We start from the raw sequence: 17,945 nt of genomic DNA, 5'->3' as shown, positions 1-17,945 counted from the left end.
ATGCGGCGAATGTCAACAAGTACGCTGCGACGACGCTGGTCAGCGTGCGTGAGGGCCACGACCCGTCGTCAACCGGACATGCCGTGCTGGGGAGCCTCCCCCTGACCGCCGAGTCGCACGCGCAAGGGCTCCGGCAACTCGGGCGAGGAGACTACCACCCCGCGCGTGCCGACCAGGTGGGTTCCGTCAGGGCATGGTCGAGCCGGTCGCGGAGGCGGCCTCCGCAGAAAATCCGGTGCTCCGCCGCAGGTGGTCTTCCTGTGGGCAGAGGGCCTTGCGTCACGTGCCTGCCGGAGAGGGCTCCGTGGGCGTCGGCCGGCCGGGTGTTCCCGTGTGGGGCCCGGGTGTCATGCCCGGCATGTGCGGCATGCAGGGCATGCTCTGTTCCCCGTACCACTGGGTCAGGTACTGCCGCATCGTGCGGACCTCCGCCCACTGGTCGTCGCGCACCTTGCGGGCGAAGGCGGCGACCTCGGCGTGCTGAGCCTCGCCGTGGTTGAGCAGCTGCTGCGACATCATGATCGCCATCATGTGGTGCGGGATCATGTGCTGCAGGAACGCCTTGTCGAGCTGATCCCCGGAAAGCCCTGACAGGTCGGGCATCGTGGTCGAGCTCGGGCTCGGCGACGGGCTCTGCGGGTACCACTGTTCCAGCCAGCCCTTCATCCGGGCGACCTCGGCGGTCTGCGTCGCGACGATCGACTGCCCGAGCTGCCGCATCTCGGGCCGGTCGGACCGCTGGAGCTGCCGGGCCGCGGTGATGGCGTCCTGGTGGTGCGGCACCATCTGCGACAGGTAGTCGTACTCGCTGGTGACGGGGTGCATTTCCCCCATGCCCATGCACGTCGGCTGCGGGCTTGGGGAGGGTGTCGGCGGTGATCCCATGGCCGCCGCGGTGGCCCCCGTACTCGCGGTCACGACGGCCAGGAATGCCCCGGTGGCCATCGCGGTCTGCACAGAGCGTCGCTTCATGCGTCCCCCTAGCGCCGATCCGACACCTACCTCCACGGTAAGCCGCCGCTCCGACCGGCCGACAGGCGGGTCCGGCCGGACGGGCGACCAGTCGCCGGCCGGCGTTCCACAGAAGAGCAGCGCCCTCCGGCCATGCGGCTCTCACTGTGCGGTTAGTTCAGCGCCCTGACCGGCTTCGACTACTTTCAGTAGGTAGTCGGCTACTCACGGCATGTGGCATCGGAAGGCAACGACTGCGTCCAACCGGATCGATCCCGCCGCGCACACCACGCACACGACCCGACGACCGCACCGACTCCGCCCGCCCACCACACGAGGCCATTCACCCGTGCACGCCGACAAACCATCCCGGGCCGCCCGCCTGTGGTCCGCCCTGCGCCCCCGCACCCGTGGCAGCTCGCCGCGCGGGACCCGGCCGGCGCCCACGAACGCCGGCGACGCCGGCCGCTTTCCCACCACCTCGACGGAAGGACACCTCGTGGCCGTACCCCAGAACCCCTCACCAGGCGGATGCGGGCCACGCATCGCCCTGATCAACGGCAGCTTCGAAGCCCCCGTCGTCACCAACTACGAGATACGGCCCGACGCCTCCCACAACGACCCCCGCGCGGTGCCCGGCTGGCGCACCACCGCCTCCGACGGCCAGATCGAACTCTGGCACACCGGCTTCCTGAGCGTGCCCTCCGACGACGGCCGGCAGTTCGCCGAGCTCAACGCCAACATGGTCTCCACCCTGTACCAGGACCTCCCCACCACACCCGGCACCAAGCTGTACTGGAGACTCTCCCACCGCGGCCGCCAGGGCGCCGACACCATGGCACTGCAGATCGGCCCCCCGAACGCCCCGGTGGAACAGGCCCGGATGACCGACGGCAACACCGCCTGGGGCCACTACACCGGCGAATACGTCGTCCCGCCCGGCCAGACCACCACCCGGTTCGCCTTCAAGTCCATCTCCGCCGCCGGTGGCAACCCGGCGATCGGCAACTTCCTGGACGGCATCGTCTTCGGCACCGCACCCTGCGTCGTGCTCACCAAGGCCGCCATCCCCGAGGGCGAGGTCGAGGTCGGCGACGTCATCACCTACCGGGTGAACGCCAGGAACGAAGGCGGCGCCCCGGCCGACAACCTCGTCCTGACCGACGACATCCCGGCCGGCACCAGCTACGTCCCCGGCTCCCTGCGCGTCATCGACGGCCCCGACAGTGGCGGCAAGAGCGACGCGGCCGGCGACGACCAGGCGTACGCCGACGCCGGCCGCGTCGTCTTCCACCTGGGCCAGGGGGCCACCGCCCAGCAGGGCGGCCGCCTGCCCTCGACCGCGGACGCGCCCGACGGAACCACGGTGGAGTTCCGTGTCCGCGTCGAACGCGCCGGGGCCGGCCGCCAGATCGAGAACCAGGCCGGCGCCTCCTACGACAACACCCTGGGCAACGCGCCCGAGCACCTCACCTCCACCTCCAACGCCACCACCACGCCGGTGAAGCGGGTCGTCGAGCTCGCCGTCGTCAAGGCCGCCGACCGTACCGAGGCCGCCGTCGGCGAGGCGGTCACCTACCACGTGGCCGTCACCAACAAGGGGCCCAACGACGCCACCGGCGTCACGGTCGTCGACCAGCTCCCCGAAGGGCTGGCCTTCATCTCCGCCACTCCCAGCGCCGGCGGCTACGACCCGGCCACCGGCCTGTGGGACGTCGGCGCGATGGACGTCGGCACCACCCAGACCCTCACCCTGCTGGCCAAGGTCACCAAGCCCGGCCCGCTGACCAACACCGCCACCGCCACCGCCAACGAGACCGACGGCCCCGTCACCGACGAAGTCGTCGTCTGCGCCCGCCCACCGGCCCCCTGCCCGCCCCACGGCGGCGGCGGGTGCGGTTGCGGGCGAGGCTGCTGAGCCACTGAGCGCCGCCCGGTGAGCAGGCAACCGGGCGGCGACCTGACCCCGACATCGGTCATACCGGTAGATCCGCACCGTCGGCCCCGAGGGCGAGGCCCTGGGGCCAGAAGCGAAACCGAGGTGACAGGGTGCACCTGACCCTGCATGAACAAGAACGGCTGATGATCCACGTGGCCGCGGACGTGGCCCACAAGCGCAGAGGGCGAGTGAAGCTCAACTACCCGGAGGCGGTCGCCATCCTGACCTCCTGGGTTCTGGAAGAGGCGCGCGCCGGCAGGACCGTGGCGGACCTCATGGCGAAGCAGCAACCGCCGGTGCTCATGCCGCACGAGGTCATGCCAGGCGTCGCGGAGATGATCGCCGACCTCCAGATCGAGGCCACCTTCCCCGACGGCACCAAAATGGTCACCCTCCGCGAGCCGATCCCGCTGGCGACCACCCTGCCGTGCCCGGAGCCGCCGTCGTGCGAAGGCCGGCCTGAGCCGGAGCCGCCGTGTCCGCCCGTCCCGGAGCCCGCGCCGTGCCCGCCCGACCCGGAACCCCCGCCGTCCTGCGTGGCCGGGCCGGGGAGGCAGGGTCCTCCCGGCGCGATCGACTACTCCTCCCAGGGGCGGGTGAGCTTCAACGACGGCCGCCCGACCACGACCGTACGGGTCACCAACACCGACGACCGTCACATCCAGGTCGGCTCCCACTACCACTTCTACGAGGCCAACTCCCGCCTCGACATCCACCCCGACCGTGACGCCGCCTACGGCAAACGGCTGAACATCCCCGCAGGCGGCTCTGTGCGCTTCGCCCCCAACATGCCCCAGGACGTGGAACTGGTGCCCATCGAGGGCCGGCGCCACGTCGCGGGCCTGAACGGCAAGGTCGGAGGCGACCTCTGATGGCCGAACCCCTCACGCGCGAACAGTACGCCGACCGGTTCGGCCCGACGACGGGGGACTGTGTCCGCCTGGCCGACACCAACCTGTGGATCGAGATCACCGAGGACTGGGCCGGCGGCCCCGGCCGCAGCGGCAACGAGATCGTCTTCGGCGGCGGCAAGGTGGTCCGGGAGTCGATGGGGCAGTCACTCGCGCCACGCGACGGCGCGACCCCTGGCGCCCCGAGACCGCCCGACACCGTCATCACCGGCGCTCTCATCCTGGACCACTGGGGCGTGGTCAAGGCCGACGTCGCCCTTCGCGACGGCCGCATCGCCGCGCTCGGCAAGGCCTACAACGACGAGACCATGAACCGGCTGCACGACGGCCATCCCGTCGCGACCGACTTCCTGATCGGCCCCGAGACCGAGATCATCTCGGGAAACGGCAAGATCCTCACCGCGGGCGGCGTCGACACCCACGTGCACTTCATCTGCCCCGAGCAGATCCGCGAGGCGCTCGCCTCCGGCGTCACCACCCTGATCGGCGGCGGGACCGGACCCGCCGACGGCACGACCGCCACCACCGTCACGCCCGGCGCCTGGCACCTCGACCGGCTGTTCAAGGCCCTGGACGCCTTCCCGGTCAACATCGGGCTGCTCGGCAAGGGCAGCACGATGTCCACCGAATCCCTCCACAACCAGGTCAACGCCGGCATCCTCGGCTTCAAGATCCACGAAGACTGGGGTGCCACCCCGGCGGTCCTGCGCCGCTGCCTGGAGGTGTGCCGGGCGACCGGCGTACAGCTGGCCCTGCACGCCGACACCCTGAACGAGGCCGGCACCGTCGAGGACACCATCGCGGCCATCGGCGACGAACCTCTCCACGTCTTCCACATCGAGGGCGCCGGCGGCGGCCACGCCCCCGACATGATCAGGATGGCGAGCCTGCCCAACGTGCTGCCCGCCTCCACCAACCCCACCCGCCCCTACACCCGCAACACGGTCCCGGAGCACCTGGACATGGTGCTGATCGCCCACCACCTCAACCCGCAGGTGCCCGAGGACCGGGCCTTCGCCGAGTCGCGCATCCGGCCCGCCACGATGGCCGCCGAAGACCTCCTGCACGACCTGGGCGCCATTTCGATCATGTCGTCCGACACCCAGGCGATGGGACGCGTCGGAGAGATGATCACAAGGACCTGGCAGACCGCGCACGTGATGAAACAGCGCCGCGGCCCCCTGGACGGCGACCGCGGCGGCGCCGACGAGACCGACAACCTCCGCGCCCGCCGCTACGTCGCCAAATACACCATCAACCCGGCCGTCGCGCACGGCATCGACCACGAGGTCGGCTCGGTCGAAGTGGGCAAGCTGGCCGACCTGGTGCTGTGGGAGCCGAAGTTCTTCGGCGTCAGGCCGCACCGGGTGATCAAGGGCGGCCAGATCGCGTACGCGCAGGTCGGCGACGCCAACGGCGCCATCACCACCCCCCAGCCGATCCTGCCCCGCCCGATGTGGGGCGCGACGGGCCGGGCCCCCGGCGCCAACTCCGTCAACTTCGTCAGCGAACAGGCGATCGCGGCCGGACTGCCCGGCCGGGTCGAGGTGGACAAGTCGTTCACGCCCATCCGCAACACCCGCAGGGTCTTCAAGCGGGACATGCTCCGAAACGACGCCACCCCCGTCATCGACGTCGATCCCAACGGCTATGAGGTGCGGATCGACGGCCGGCGCATCGACTACCACGAGCCCCCCACCGAACTGCCGATGGCGCAGCTCTACTTCCTGTTCTGACCCGTCATCTCACTGAAGGAAGGTGAGTCACGTCGATGAGCCGTGCCACGCTGCTCGTCCTGGCCGACGGCCGGTTCCCGGCCGGCGGGCACGCACATTCCGGCGGCGCCGAGGCGGCCGTCGCGGCCGGGCGTGTGCGTGACGCGGCCGGCCTGGAGGCGTTCTGCCGGGGGCGGCTGCACACCAGCGGGCTGACCGCGGCGGGGCTCGCGGCCGCGGCCGCCGCCGGGCTGGACCCGCTGCTGCTGGAGGAGGCCGCCGACGCCCGCACGCCCTCTCCGGCCCTGCGGCAGGTCGCGCGCACGCTCGGACGGCAACTGCTGCGCGCCGCCCGAGCCGTCTGGCCCTGCGCCGAGCTCGACGCGCTGGCCACTGTCCGTCCGCGCGGCGCCCATCAGCCCGTGGTGCTCGGGGTGGCCGCCCGCGCCGCCGGGCTGAGCCCGTACGACGCCGCCTGCGTGGCGGCCTATGAGAGCGTCAGCGGCCCGGCCGCCGCGACCGTCCGCCTGCTGAGCCTGGACCCCTTCGACGCCACCGCCGTCCTGGCCCGGCTGGCCGCCGACCTCGACCACGTCGCGCGGCGGGCCGCCGAGGCGGCGGGGCGCGTCCACGCCGACGGCGTCGCGGCGCTGCCGTCCGCCTCGGCGCCGCTGCTCGACATCACCGCCGAACAGCACGTGGCCCGCCCGGCCCGCCTGTTCGCCTCCTGACACCTGTACGCCTGTCGTCCGACCACGGGAGCGCCATGCACCTCCACCACGACCACGACGTCTCCGCAGGCCCAGCCCATCACCCCGGCGGCCGCCACGGCGCGCTGCGCATCGGCCTGGGCGGCCCGGTCGGCTCCGGCAAGACCGCCACCGTCGCAGCCCTGTGCCGCGCGCTGCGCCAGGACCTGTCCATCGCCGTCGTCACCAACGACATCTACACCCGCGAGGACGCCGAGTTCCTGCTGCGCGAGGCCGTACTGCCCGCCGAGCGCATCAGGGCGGTCCAGACCGGCGCCTGCCCGCACACCGCGATCCGTGACGACATCTCCGCCAACCTCCAAGCCGTCGAGGACCTGGAGGAACTGCTCGGACCGCTCGACCTGATCCTCATCGAGTCGGGCGGCGACAACCTCACCGCGACCTTCTCCAAGGGTCTGGTCGACGCGCAGATCTTCGTCATCGACGTCGCCGGCGGCGACGACATCCCCCGCAAGGGAGGGCCCGGCCTGACCACCTCCGACCTGCTCGTCATCAACAAGACCGACCTCGCGCCGTACGTCGGCGCCGACCTTGCGGCCATGGCCCGCGACGCCGAGGCCCAGCGCGGCGAGCTGCCCGTCGCCTTCACCGCCCTGAAGACCGAGGACGGCGTCAGGCCCGTGGTGGACTGGGTCCTGCATCGCCTGGCGGCCCGAGCCCCGGGTTCCGCATGACCCTCGCACCCCATGCCGAGCCGGGTGTGTGCGGCACCGCTCGCATCACGGCGACCCGCGCGGGGGAGGGCACCGTACTGTCCGCCCTGGCCGGCGACGGCCCGTTCCACCTGCGGCGCCTCCACTCGCACGGTGACCAGGCACGGGTGTGCGTCCTCGGCGCCATGAACGCCCCTCTCGGCGGCGACCGGCTGCGCGTCGAGGCCACCGTCGAACCCGGCGCCCACCTCCACATCACCACCGCCTCGGCCGCGATCGCCCTGCGCGGCCCCACCCCCGAGCCCGCCACCTACGACGTGCACCTGACCGTGGGCGAGCACGCCGGTCTGCACTGGCTGCCCCAGCCGCTGATCTCCGCCGCCGGCAGCAACCTGCGCCAGACCTGCACCGTCGACCTGGCCGCCACCGCGCGCCTCGTCCTCCGCGAGGAGCAGGTCCTCGGGCGCTTCGGCGAGCCTCCGGGCCGGCTGGCCGTCCGCCTCGTCGTCCACCGCGACGGACACCTCCTGCTCGACCAGCAGACCGCCTACGGCCCGGACGCCCCCGGCTGGGACGGTCCGGCCGTCCTGGCCGGTCACCGCGCCGCCGGCCAGATCCTCATCGTCGACCCCGAGCTGGAACGTCACCCGCTCCAGGCCCGGCTGTTCGGCGACGGCCCGGCAACCGGTCAGGCCGCGCTGACCCCGCTGGCCGGCCCCGCCGCCCTGATCACCGCCCTGGCCCCCGACAGCCTGCGCCTGCGCCACCTCCTGGACGCGGCCCACCCCACCGACTGACCTTCTCGCCTCTCAACCGGCGGTCGCCTTGGCGTAGTGGAACACCTCGGGAGGAAGCCGATGATCCAGACGCCAGACGAAGCGGACGGGCCGCTCACCCTCATGACTCACGTACCGCATGGGCCCCGCGTACGTGTAAGGCGGAGCCCCCAGCCCTTCGTCGCGCTTGGACTGCCTGACGAGCAGATGGACCGTGGACGCGCCCGTCATGTAGCGGCGGGCGGTGGCGGCCGACGAGCGCAGGGTGCTCTGCGACTCCCACTGGAACAGGTCCTCGCTGATCGCCCGGTCGTGGTAGAGCGTGGTGGGGGAGTAATGATCCTCCGACTTGTCCACGGTGACGAAGAACAGATCCGCCTGGTGCGCCTGCACGTATTTGACCCCTTCCCGCATGTGCGCGGGCCGGTCGATGCCGAAGGCGGCCAGGACCTCGTTCTTGCTGTAACGGGCGTGCACGTGCAGGGGCACGACCGGGTCGAGAGGCGGGACCACGTGACGCAGGCCGGAGCGCAGCACGTCCGCGAGCTCTGACAGTTCCGCCGCGCGGGCACCCGTGAGGCGGGCGAACCGGGCCTCCATCCCGGAGGTCGGCTCGGTGCCGCCCCACAACATCACGTCGAGCATGGCCATCAGGCGTAGCTCACGCGGCGATCGCGGAGCCCTTCCGGCCAGCACCTCGGTGAGGAAGGCGAGCCGCTCAAGGTCGTCGATGTGCAACATCCGGCCGAAGGCGCGTCCGAGCGCCGCGTCACCCGATGTGGCGCCGAAGCCGGCGGCGTGCCGCAGCGACGCCCAGCCCGGGCGGCTGCGACGGTAGAGGTCCTCGACGTCCAGTCCGGTCTCCTGGAGGAAGGTGGGCAGGTTGACGTCGCCGAGGTCGCGGAGTTCGCGTGTCAGGTCCCGCCAGTTCAGGTTGAGCGCCTGCCGGACGTTGTCGAGAACCAGCCGGCGTACGTCGCGGTCCAGGTCGATCACGCAGCCGGCGGGCAGCGTCGGGAAGCCCTGCTCGATCTCCCGCGCGATGCCGGTACGGCTTGCGCCGGTGAGCGCCCGGTAGCGCCGGTCGAAGCGGAACTGCTTGTGCTGGTGGCCGACGAAGTCGAGCACGGTCAGGCATGGTTTGTCGTCGGCGAGCCGCAACCCGCGCCCGAGCTGCTGCAGGAAGACGGTGGCGCTGTCGGTGGGCCGCAGGAACAGCACGGTGTCGATCTCCGGGACGTCGACGCCCTCGTTGAAGAGATCGACGGTGAACACGGCGTTGATCTTCCGGTCTCTCAGGTCGCGCAGCGCCTGGTCGCGCTCGTCACGCAGGCTGTGCGCGGTGACGGCGACAGAGGGGAGCCCGGCCCGGGTGAAGCGGTCCGCCATGAAGCGGGCGTGGTCGATGCTCACGCAGAAGCCGAGGGCCCGCATCCGCCCGGCGTCGCCGATCTTGCGTTGCACGGTCTCCAGGACCACGGCGGCGCGGCGGTCGTTGCCGGTGTAGACGTTGGAGAGCTGGCCGACGTCATAGCCCTGCCCCCGACGCCAGCCGATCTGGCGCAGGTCGGTGCCGTCGTGGACGCCGAAATACTGGAACGGGGCCAGCAGCCCGCGCTCCAGCGCCTCCCACAGGCGCAGTTCGGCGGCTATGCGGCCGTCGAACCAGCCCTTGATGTCCTGGCCGTCGGCCCGTTCCGGCGTGGCGGTCAGGCCCAGGAGCACCTTGGGGCGCACTCCGTTGAGCAGTTTCCGGTAGGTGGCGGCCTCGGCGTGGTGGAACTCGTCCACGATCACCATGTCGTAGCGGTCCGGCCCGGGGAGCGGGTTGGCGTCCAGGGTCTGGATCGAGGCGAACACGTGCCGCCAATGCTCGGGGCGGGCGCCGTCCACGTAAAGCTCGCCGAACGTCTCGTCCCGCAGCACCTGCCGGAAGGTGAGCAGGCTCTGCCGCAGGATCTCCTTGCGGTGGGCGACGAACAGCACCGACTCCGCCTGTCCGGCCGCACGCAGGCGCCGGTAGTCGAGCGCGGCGACGACGGTCTTGCCGGTGCCGGTGGCCATGACGACGAGGTTGTGCCACCGGTCGTGGATCTGCCGTTCGGCGTCGAGCTCGTCGAGGATCTCGCGCTGGTAGGAGTACGGGCGGACGTCCACGTGTGCGAAGTCGAGCATGACCGGCCGGCCACCGGCCCGCTCGGCGGACAGGGCACGGTCGAGCCGCTCGGCATCGTGCGCCGGGTCGTAGGGCTCGAACGACGGATCGCCCCAATAGTCGTCGAACGTGGCGGAGAACGTGTCGATCAGGTGCGGCTGTTCGGCCTGGGCGAGGCGGACGTTCCACTCCAGGCCGTGGCTGAGGGCGGTGCGCGACAGGTTGGAGGAGCCCACGTAGGCGGTGGACAGGCCGTTGCCCCGATGGAACAGCCACGCCTTGGCGTGCAACCTGGTCATCCGGGTGTCATAGGAGACGCGGATCTCGGCGCCCATGGCCGCCAACCGGTCCAGCGCCAGGCGGTCGGTGGCACCGATGTAGGTGGTGGTCACGACCCTCAGCCGGCCACCGCGCCGGAGGAACTCCTCGATCGCCTCCGACAGGACCCGCACGCCGTTCCACTTCACGAACGCGCACAGCAGATCGACGTGGCCGGCGGAGGCCAGCTCGCGCTTGAGCTCATGACCGATCTCCGGCTGTCCGCGGCCGTTGACCAGCAACGCGCTTCCGGTGAGGGGAATCACCGGCCGCGCGGGAAAGCTCACGCCCCCGCCCGCGTCCCTGCCCCTGGCGATGCCCAGCAACTCATCCGCGGCCTCGACGAGTTCCTCGGGCGCGGCGGCCTCGGGCACCAGCTCACCGAGCAGGTCGGCGACCCGGTTGACGATCTCCACCTGCCGGGCCAGCCGTACCGTGTCGCTCTCACCGCGCACAGAGCGCAGCGCCCGGCGAGTGAGCGCGGCCAGGTGGCGGGCCAGCGTCTCGTGAGAGTCGGCGAGATCCAACGACCGGCGATCGATCAGCTCGTGATCGGACACCGCACGCAGCCGGGCGTCCACGTCGCGAGTGACCAGATGCTGGTAGACACCAGGCTGAAGATCGCTCATCTCGGCGACTATAGGGCGCGGCCGCCCACCGCGAAATGGTTTACGCCGAGCTCAGGAAACCTCCCCAGGAGTACGGCCCGCCCGCGACTTCGGCCCCGGCCGTCCACCATCTGCTCCAGGAGCACCGACACCGAAAGTGTCGGTGCGGCGGCGTAGTGTCACCGGCATGGCAGCCCTTGGGCGCGGCATCCGCGGCGTGAAGCCCCCGGCTCCTGCGGCATTGGGAAGATCCAGCAGCCTCGCGCATCACCGGAGATGGCCAAAGCTAACCACGGCGCTACTTTTTGTCAGACTGACAAAAACATACGGTCGGGCCATGAGCGACGATCCATGGGAGCCGCCGGCCATCTTGCTCGCCGTTGACCTCGTCATCCTCACCTTGCGTGATTCGCGGCTGCACGTGCTGCTCGTCGAGCGCGGCATCGAGCCGTACAAGGGCACTCAGGCGCTGCCGGGCGGCTTTCTGCAGCACTCGCAGGAGAGCCTGTTCGCCGCCGCTCATCGGGAGCTGGCGGAGGAGGCCGACCTGGACGTCGAGACGCTCCGGCTGGAGCAGCTGGGCGTCTACGACGACCCAGGCCGTGATCCGCGAGGCCGCGTGGTGAGCGTCGCCTTCCTGGCCATCGCCCCGAGGCTGCCCGAACCGACCGCCGGCACCGACGCCGCCGACGCGGGCTGGCGACCCACCGACCTCGTGCTCTCCGGTGACCTACGGCTCGCCTTCGATCATCGCCGCATTGTCACGGACGGCGTCGAGCGCGCCCGATCCAAGCTTGAGCACTCCGCGCTCGCCACGGCTTTCTGCGGGCCGACGTTCACGATCACCGATCTTCAGGACGTGTACGAGGCGGTGTGGGGCATGCCGCTCGACCCGCGGAACTTCTACCGAAAGATCAAGAAAACCGACGGTTTCATCATCCCGGCCGACTCGGCGCGCAAAGCCACGACCGGACGACCGGCCCGCCTGTTCAGGGCCGGCCCTCAAGAGGTCCTCCATCCCCCGATGATCCGTCCCGTCGACTCGCCGAACGGAAAGGAGCAGGTGCTGTGAGCCCCGTCGTGATCCTCACCGCCCTAGACCTGGAATACCAGGCGATCAGAGAGAAACTGGCCGGCCTGCGCCTGCGTCGGCACCCGCAGGGCACCCTCTTCGAGGTGGGCCGCCTGGCGGATGGACGATGCGAGGTGGCGCTGGCGCAGGTCGGCAAGGGCAACCACTCCGCTGCGGTGCTGGCCGAACGGGCCATCGCCGAGTTCCGTCCGGCGGCTCTCCTCTTCGTGGGCGTGGCCGGCGCGCTGCAGCCGCACATCGCTCTCGGAGACATCGTGGTGGCCACGCATGTCTACGCCTTCCACGGCGGCACCAGCGAGGACGAAGGCTTCAGGAGCCGTCCTCGCGTCTGGCCGACGTCGCATGCCGCCGAGCAGATCGCCCAGCACCTGCACCGCGGCAACTCATGGGCCAAGGGGCTCGACCCGCGCCCGAACGTGCACTTCGGGGCGATCGCCGCCGGTGAGATAGTCCTGAACTCCCGGCTTTCCGAGCACGCCCGCTGGATTCGCGACCACTACAACGACGCACGGGCGATCGAGATGGAAGGCGCCGGCGTGGCACAGGCCGGGCACCTGAACCGGGCGCTTCCCGTCGTCGTGATCCGCGGAATCAGCGACCGGGCCGACGGCACCAAGGAAACCACCGACCGCGAGCAGTGGCAGCCGAGAGCCGCCGCCAACGCGGCCTCGTTCGCCGCGGCTCTGGCCGAGGAGTTGTTCACCGACGAACCCACGACAAGGAGCTCCCCCATGCCCGAGACGGTCAGGAACATCGCCAAGGGAAACGCGCACGTGGGCGTGCAGGCAGGCATCGTGCACGGCGGCATCCGGATCACCCCTGCGACGCCGCAGCCGGCGGACCTGCCCGAGGCGCTGGCCGGCTTCCGTACCCGTCTCTGGCAGGCGTGGGCGGACGGGCGCCTGGACGAGGCGACGTACAAGGCCGCCGAGACGGAACTGGTCACGGCCGACCAGGCCCTGGAGACGAAGACGCCAGAGCGCAGGAACACGCTGACCCTGGCGCTGAAGAAGCTGCGCGGGCTCGTCGGCGACGTGGCTGAGCTGGCCGCCGAGCTGACCGTCATCATCGCCTTGGCCCAGTCCCTGTCATGACAGATCCAGGGCACCGCGTCGAGAACGCGGCCACGGACTCCCACGTCGGAGTGCAGGCGGGGACAGTGCACGGCGACGTCATCTACATGACGAGCCCACAAGACCCGCCCGAGAAGAAGTTCCGGGACGGCGTCTCCTTTCTGAAAGGCCGCATGCCGGGCCCCGCTCGACGACTCATCAACGAGGCCAGGGTCGACTACGCCACCAACGAGGTCTTCTTCTACTGGTTGCTCGCCATGGTGAGCGGCCGGACGCGGCACGAGCTGACCAAGGAGGAAGCCGCCCAGCTACGTGACCGGCGCACCATCATGCGACTGGCGGGCGACGACCCATGGCGGGACGGTGTCCGCATCATCGACCGGCTCCTGGAGTCGGCGGGAAAGGCCGAGGAGGACATCCGGATCGTCGTCAAAGACCTCGACGCGCTCCGCGAACCCCAACGCAGCCTGATCCTCGACCACTTGGAGCTGTACCTCGACGGCCCGATCGAAGACCATCTGTGGCACCTCGCGCTGACGAAGGCCAAGAACGAGCAGATGGCCCATGACCGAAAGGATCGGATCTGGAAGTTCTTCCATCCGGCGCCGAAGAAGCCCGAGCCCTGGGTCCCGAAGCCCCCCGACACACCGGTCGCTACTCGCGCTCAGGCCCTGACCGCGACAGTTCTGCACGTCATGGCGGCCGCGTACCTCGGCTATCTGATCCTGCAGAGCGGTCGCGTCCTTCTGATGCTCGCCTACGTGCTGGTCATCGGAGGCGCCTACGTCAGTGCGCCGAACGTCGCCGACTGGCGCTTCCGTGTCGTACGCCGTCGCGCCAAAGACTGGGAGTACCTGGGGCCCAAGAGCGAAGTCAACCCCGGCAGCTTCGCGAAGAAGGCCGAGAACCGCATCGACCACTACTTCGCCAGATACCTACCCCCGGGCGTCGACCGTGACAACTGGATGGCCCACACGGCAGGAATCCGCCGTGGCCTGCGCGATGAGATCGCGGCGGTCTACGGAGGAAGGGGGATCGGGGTTGAGCGCCTCGCCTGGCTGATCCGGCACCGGGCGACGCAGGCCAACGCCCGCCATAGAAGAGGCACGCTGCGGAGCTACCGGGAGGAACTCGCCACCCCCGGACGAACGAAGGCTCTGGCGATACTCGGACTCCTCACCCTCGCAGGTGGAGGCGGCTGGGCCGCGGTCAACGCCGTACCGGTCGAGCCCCTGCCGGCAATCGGCACGATCTTGCTTTTGCTGGTCTCCGGGTGGATCGGTTCCCGTGCGTGGCTCCACATCATCCTTGAGCGCCGCCGCCACGCCGCCGACGAGCTCGAAAGCGACGAGACCTACAAGGACGACCTGGCTGCACTGGACCGGTGGCGCGCGAGGATGGCGGACAAACCCCGCGACGAGGAGATGGCCGGCTGGCTGGACTGCGACCGTAAGGCGCTCCTCGACGAGGCGTTGCGGCACTACAGGCTGACCATGAGCCACGTCATCGCGCACGCCTTCATCGAGGCTCCCGCTCGGTCGAGCGCACACGCCCGCCTACAAGGCGGCCCATGGCGCTACAAGAAGTACCAGCTCCTGGTCTTCCTCATCACCCAGGAAGGCGTCCGCCAGGTCACCGTCAAGCTCGACTTCATGAACGGCACCTTCCACGACCGGCAGCGGCTCAACTACCGCTTCGAAACGGTCGCCGCCGTACGGGTCAGCCAGTCGGACAACGACGAACGCGTCTTCCAGCTCTCACTGGTCAACGGTGAGGAGATCAGCGTCGAGGTGAGCTCGGGGATGGAAGAGCTGCAACAGGGAGAGGTTCCCGGAGCGGTGTCCAAGGTGTCGTTGGACGCCGCCGGCCTTCCCCACACGCTCCACGTCCTGGAAGGAATCGCCGCCGAGGGGAAGAGGTGGGTCGAACAGCAAGAGCTACGCACGGGAAACCTCACGGCCGCCTTGAATGACGCCGAATAGGCTTTCGCCGAGGGCCTCCATGGCGCGCAGATCCTGATCAAGTGGTCCCGTAGGCTCTGATCATGGTCGAGAAGGTTGAGGAGATCGTCGCGCTCTTATCGGATCTGACCGATGTGAACGGCGTGCGCGACATGGCCGAGCAGCGTCTGGCGGAAGGTGATGCCGCGTTCGTCGCGGATCTCGGGGTCGCGTTGTTCAGGACGTACGGGGCGGCGAAGCGGCCGATCTGGCAGTACGGGAGTGTCTTCGACTCAGTGTTTCGCCTGCTGACCGTCGCCGCCGACGCAGAGCATCTCGGACATGCCCTGCGTCTCATCGGGACCGTCGCTTCCGGTGACCGCAAGATGGCGCGCTATGCCGCGTCGCTCCTGGCCTCAAGCCGGCCGGCGAGCGATCTGACGCGCGCCTTCGCTGGAGGCCAGGTGCACGCCGGAGGGCTGGAAGAGCTCCGTGCCTGTCTCGTACACGAGCTGGTGCTGCGCGGAGAAGCCGTCGGTGACCTGCAGGGGATCGCGCAATGGGCGACATCTCGGCACCGGGGGCACCACCCCCTGAGCTGGTTGCCGCTGCACCGCTCCTCGATCGAGCAGAGTCCCGATCTCCCCAGCTACAGCGTCCACGGTTCCAGCCATTCCCTACCGTTCGGGCCCTTTGACACCGGAGCCGGTCCCGCTCCCGCGGGGGACGGCGAAACCGCTTCGGCGGTGGAGACCACCACGCCGTCGGCGGCGGCAGAGATGGCGAGAGCCGTCGCGAACTGGGCCGAGGAATCCAACGGCCGGATCGAGGCACGCACGTTCGCGCTCAGCGCTGCCGGCGGGTCGATCGCGAAACTTCTCTCCGTGCTGGACTTGGACTGCCTTGCCCCGGAGGGGCAGCGGTCGGCGCCATCGGCCTTCGCCTGCGCTCCCTCGCAGGTCTGGCAGGTGCTCTTCGCCGCAGCTTCCACCGGAGGCGCCTACAACAACGGTCTCCACGGTGCATATGGGCGCCTGGAGGCGTGGAAATCGATGGCGGGACTCTCCGGAGCACCGCAGACGGCTACCTTCGCCGACGTTGAGCGTCACATCCATGACCACCGGTGGTTCACGTTCTCCGCAACGACGAAGTGGTTCGAGCAGGTCGCCTGGGACATCGCCGTCGCGGCCCTGTCACCTGACGGCCGAAGCCTCGCCGTCCTGGCGGCGACCGACACCGACTGAGGGGATCGAGCGGTTGCCGGAACGCTGCGCCGCCGGTGCGTAGCCTCTCCGCGACGGCGCCTTCGACAGCGACCACCTCTCCATGCGGGGATGGCACCACGCGGACGCCAAGACCAAGGGCCGTACCGACCCTGGCGCGGTGTTGTGGCGCCGCACACGCCGGTCGCCTCCGCGTCCGGTCATCTGTTCGATCACTCCGGGCGTGCGCGGTTGCCCTGCCGGTCTTCCGGCGTGGGGCGTGCGAGCAGTTTGTCGATGCTGCGGCGTTCGCGTTTGGTAGGACGCCCCGCGCCCCGAGCCCGGACGGCCACCGCCACGGTCTCCTCGCGCGGAGGGGGCGGAGGGCTCTTGTCGACGTAGCACTCGGCGGCCACGGCGGCGCCGACGCGCTTGGTGATGGCCCGGGAGACGACCACGATGCGTTCGCGGCCATCGTGCCGCAGCCGGACCTCGTCCCCGACTCGCAGGGCGTGCGCGGGCTTGACCCGGACCCCGTTGACCCGTACGTGACCGCCCCGGCAGGCGTCGGAGGCGATCGAACGAGTCTTGGTGAGCCGTACCGACCAGATCCAGCTGTCCACTCGCACACTCAGCTGCTCACCTGCCATCCCGACACTGTACCGAGAACGCCGTCCCGGCTGCCGCGCCCCCGCATGCCCCCGCATTCGAGACCTGACGCCTACGAGAACGGGTCCATGTACGGCCGGTCTCTGACCAGGTCGAAGATACGACGCAGCCACGGCTGCGGATCCGGCGCCAGCCGCTCCAGCGTGCTGAGGAACACTCGCCCGTCAGGACGGAAAAGAGTGTGCGGCAACAGCGGAGGTGGATCGTCGCGGCGAACGCCGGCAGGCATCCCGCGCGCCGCGGGCATGAGCCGCCGATCGTCGTTGAAGGCCATGTACGTCCACACGTCCGCGGCCAGCGGCACCACCGTTCCCGCGGCACCCGGCCAAACCTCGCCGGTCTGCGGGTGCTTCGGCACCAGGGCGATGTCCATGATCGTGGGGGACAGGCCTGGCCCGGCCAGGACGAGCTGTCGTGCCGGTGGCTCCGTGGGGAGCAGGCTGTCGATCGCCCGGCGAAACGCCGCAGCGACAGGCCCCTCAGGGACGGTCACTCGCCTGCCGGCCGAGATCACCAGCAGGTGCGCCAGCGCCACCGCGACAGCGGCCTCCCACGGCGGGCCCCAGCGATCATGAGGATCAATGGACGAAGTGCCCGGCAACTCGTCCCAGTTCATCACCCGCTGAACAGGGCCGTCGACGGCGACAGGACGCACGGCGTCCGGCTGCAGCCACACCACCTGCCAGAACCCGCAGTCGTCGACGCGGGTCGCCACCGGACAGCCGCACTGCGCGCAGGCCAGGTTGGGACCGTATTGGCCGTCCCAGCCGCGGCAACATCCGCCCAACCGCTCCGGGATGAAGACGGTCCGGGGGACGTCACCGGGCGCGATGGCGATCCTGTTCGAGGGGCCCGTGATGCTGTACGTGAGCAGTCGGACGCCACGTTCTTCCGGCTCGGGTTCGGACGGCTGCCAAGGCCGGCCGTTTCCGGGGTCCACCGCGTACGTTCCGGGCTGCAGCAGATTGGCGAGCAGGTCATGGCCGTACATCTGGCCGGAGTGGTCAGGGAGCGCCACCCGCGCCACCCGCGCGGTCATCACGGCGCCGCACCCCGCACAGGCAAAAACGACCAAGCAGCCTCCTTCATCGCGGAACGGCACGATCATGGTGACGCAAATCCTGCCTTGTACGGAATCCCGCCAGGGGGAGACCGGCGGCCCTGCCGGGCGT

General features: G+C 70.2%; 14 protein-coding genes. 10 read left to right on the top strand and 4 right to left on the bottom strand.

All coding sequences use genetic code 11. From position 1 onward, the window contains the following. Positions 1 to 279 precede the first annotated feature (279 nt). Positions 280 to 972, bottom strand: a complete 693-nt coding sequence (locus tag ABZ815_RS10950; RefSeq protein WP_357696372.1) for a DUF305 domain-containing protein — start codon at positions 970 to 972, stop codon at positions 280 to 282. 478 nt (positions 973 to 1,450) lie between these two features. On the opposite strand from ABZ815_RS10950, the gene ABZ815_RS10945 reads away from it, so the two are divergent. The 6 genes from ABZ815_RS10945 to ABZ815_RS10920 all read left to right on the top strand — a co-directional run bounded on the left by ABZ815_RS10945 (position 1,451) and on the right by ABZ815_RS10920 (position 7,736). Continuing rightward, complete coding sequence (locus ABZ815_RS10945) at positions 1,451 to 2,869, top strand: hypothetical protein (protein ID WP_357696370.1); 1,419 nt, start codon at positions 1,451 to 1,453, stop codon at positions 2,867 to 2,869. 131 nt (positions 2,870 to 3,000) lie between these two features. Continuing rightward, positions 3,001 to 3,762: an urease subunit gamma gene (locus tag ABZ815_RS10940; RefSeq protein WP_357696368.1), complete on the top strand. Its 762-nt coding sequence runs from the start codon at positions 3,001 to 3,003 to the stop codon at positions 3,760 to 3,762. Continuing rightward, complete coding sequence (locus ABZ815_RS10935; protein WP_357696366.1) at positions 3,762 to 5,537, top strand: urease subunit alpha; 1,776 nt, start codon at positions 3,762 to 3,764, stop codon at positions 5,535 to 5,537. Before ABZ815_RS10940 ends, ABZ815_RS10935 begins: the two co-directional genes overlap by 1 nt. A 35-nt stretch (positions 5,538 to 5,572) precedes the next feature. Further along, positions 5,573 to 6,247: an urease accessory UreF family protein gene (locus ABZ815_RS10930; protein ID WP_357696364.1), complete on the top strand. Its 675-nt coding sequence runs from the start codon at positions 5,573 to 5,575 to the stop codon at positions 6,245 to 6,247. Between the two features lie 35 nt (positions 6,248 to 6,282). Continuing rightward, entirely contained in the window at positions 6,283 to 6,960 is a 678-nt protein-coding gene (gene ureG / locus ABZ815_RS10925; protein WP_357696362.1) for an urease accessory protein UreG, read from the top strand. After that, on the top strand, positions 6,957 to 7,736 hold the full coding sequence (locus ABZ815_RS10920) for an urease accessory protein UreD (protein ID WP_357696360.1): 780 nt from the start codon (positions 6,957 to 6,959) through the stop codon (positions 7,734 to 7,736). Before ureG ends, ABZ815_RS10920 begins: the two co-directional genes overlap by 4 nt. 12 nt (positions 7,737 to 7,748) lie before the next feature. Here ABZ815_RS10920 and ABZ815_RS10915 read toward each other — a convergent pair whose 3' ends face one another. Beyond that, a complete protein-coding gene (locus ABZ815_RS10915) occupies positions 7,749 to 10,817 on the bottom strand; it encodes a DUF3427 domain-containing protein (RefSeq protein ID WP_357696358.1) in 3,069 nt (1,022 codons plus the stop codon). A 166-nt stretch (positions 10,818 to 10,983) separates the two neighbouring features. On the opposite strand from ABZ815_RS10915, the gene ABZ815_RS10910 reads away from it, so the two are divergent. The 4 genes from ABZ815_RS10910 to ABZ815_RS10895 all read left to right on the top strand — a co-directional run bounded on the left by ABZ815_RS10910 (position 10,984) and on the right by ABZ815_RS10895 (position 16,146). Next, positions 10,984 to 11,868, top strand: a complete 885-nt coding sequence (locus ABZ815_RS10910) for an NUDIX domain-containing protein (RefSeq protein ID WP_357696356.1) — start codon at positions 10,984 to 10,986, stop codon at positions 11,866 to 11,868. Next, positions 11,865 to 12,983, top strand: a complete 1,119-nt coding sequence (locus ABZ815_RS10905) for a 5'-methylthioadenosine/S-adenosylhomocysteine nucleosidase (RefSeq protein WP_357696354.1) — start codon at positions 11,865 to 11,867, stop codon at positions 12,981 to 12,983. Before ABZ815_RS10910 ends, ABZ815_RS10905 begins: the two co-directional genes overlap by 4 nt. Next, the gene (locus ABZ815_RS10900; RefSeq protein ID WP_357696352.1) at positions 12,980 to 14,944 is read left to right on the top strand and encodes a hypothetical protein; all 1,965 of its coding nucleotides are present in this window, start codon (positions 12,980 to 12,982) and stop codon (positions 14,942 to 14,944) included. Before ABZ815_RS10905 ends, ABZ815_RS10900 begins: the two co-directional genes overlap by 4 nt. Positions 14,945 to 15,006: 62 nt before the next feature. Continuing rightward, the gene (locus ABZ815_RS10895; protein ID WP_357696350.1) at positions 15,007 to 16,146 is read left to right on the top strand and encodes a DUF6183 family protein; all 1,140 of its coding nucleotides are present in this window, start codon (positions 15,007 to 15,009) and stop codon (positions 16,144 to 16,146) included. A 191-nt stretch (positions 16,147 to 16,337) separates the two neighbouring features. Here ABZ815_RS10895 and ABZ815_RS10890 read toward each other — a convergent pair whose 3' ends face one another. Both ABZ815_RS10890 and ABZ815_RS10885 read right to left on the bottom strand, forming a co-directional pair. Further along, on the bottom strand, positions 16,338 to 16,754 hold the full coding sequence (locus tag ABZ815_RS10890; protein ID WP_357696348.1) for an RNA-binding S4 domain-containing protein: 417 nt from the start codon (positions 16,752 to 16,754) through the stop codon (positions 16,338 to 16,340). A gap of 71 nt (positions 16,755 to 16,825) precedes the next feature. Next, positions 16,826 to 17,881 (bottom strand): hypothetical protein, encoded by a 1,056-nt coding sequence (locus tag ABZ815_RS10885; protein ID WP_357696346.1) that lies wholly within the window; start codon positions 17,879 to 17,881, stop codon positions 16,826 to 16,828. Positions 17,882 to 17,945 lie beyond the last annotated feature (64 nt).

Source organism: Nonomuraea sp. NPDC047529 (assembly GCF_040642995.1).
Taxonomy (GTDB): domain Bacteria; phylum Actinomycetota; class Actinomycetes; order Streptosporangiales; family Streptosporangiaceae; genus Nonomuraea.
This window is presented reverse-complemented; position numbering and strand designations above follow the sequence as displayed.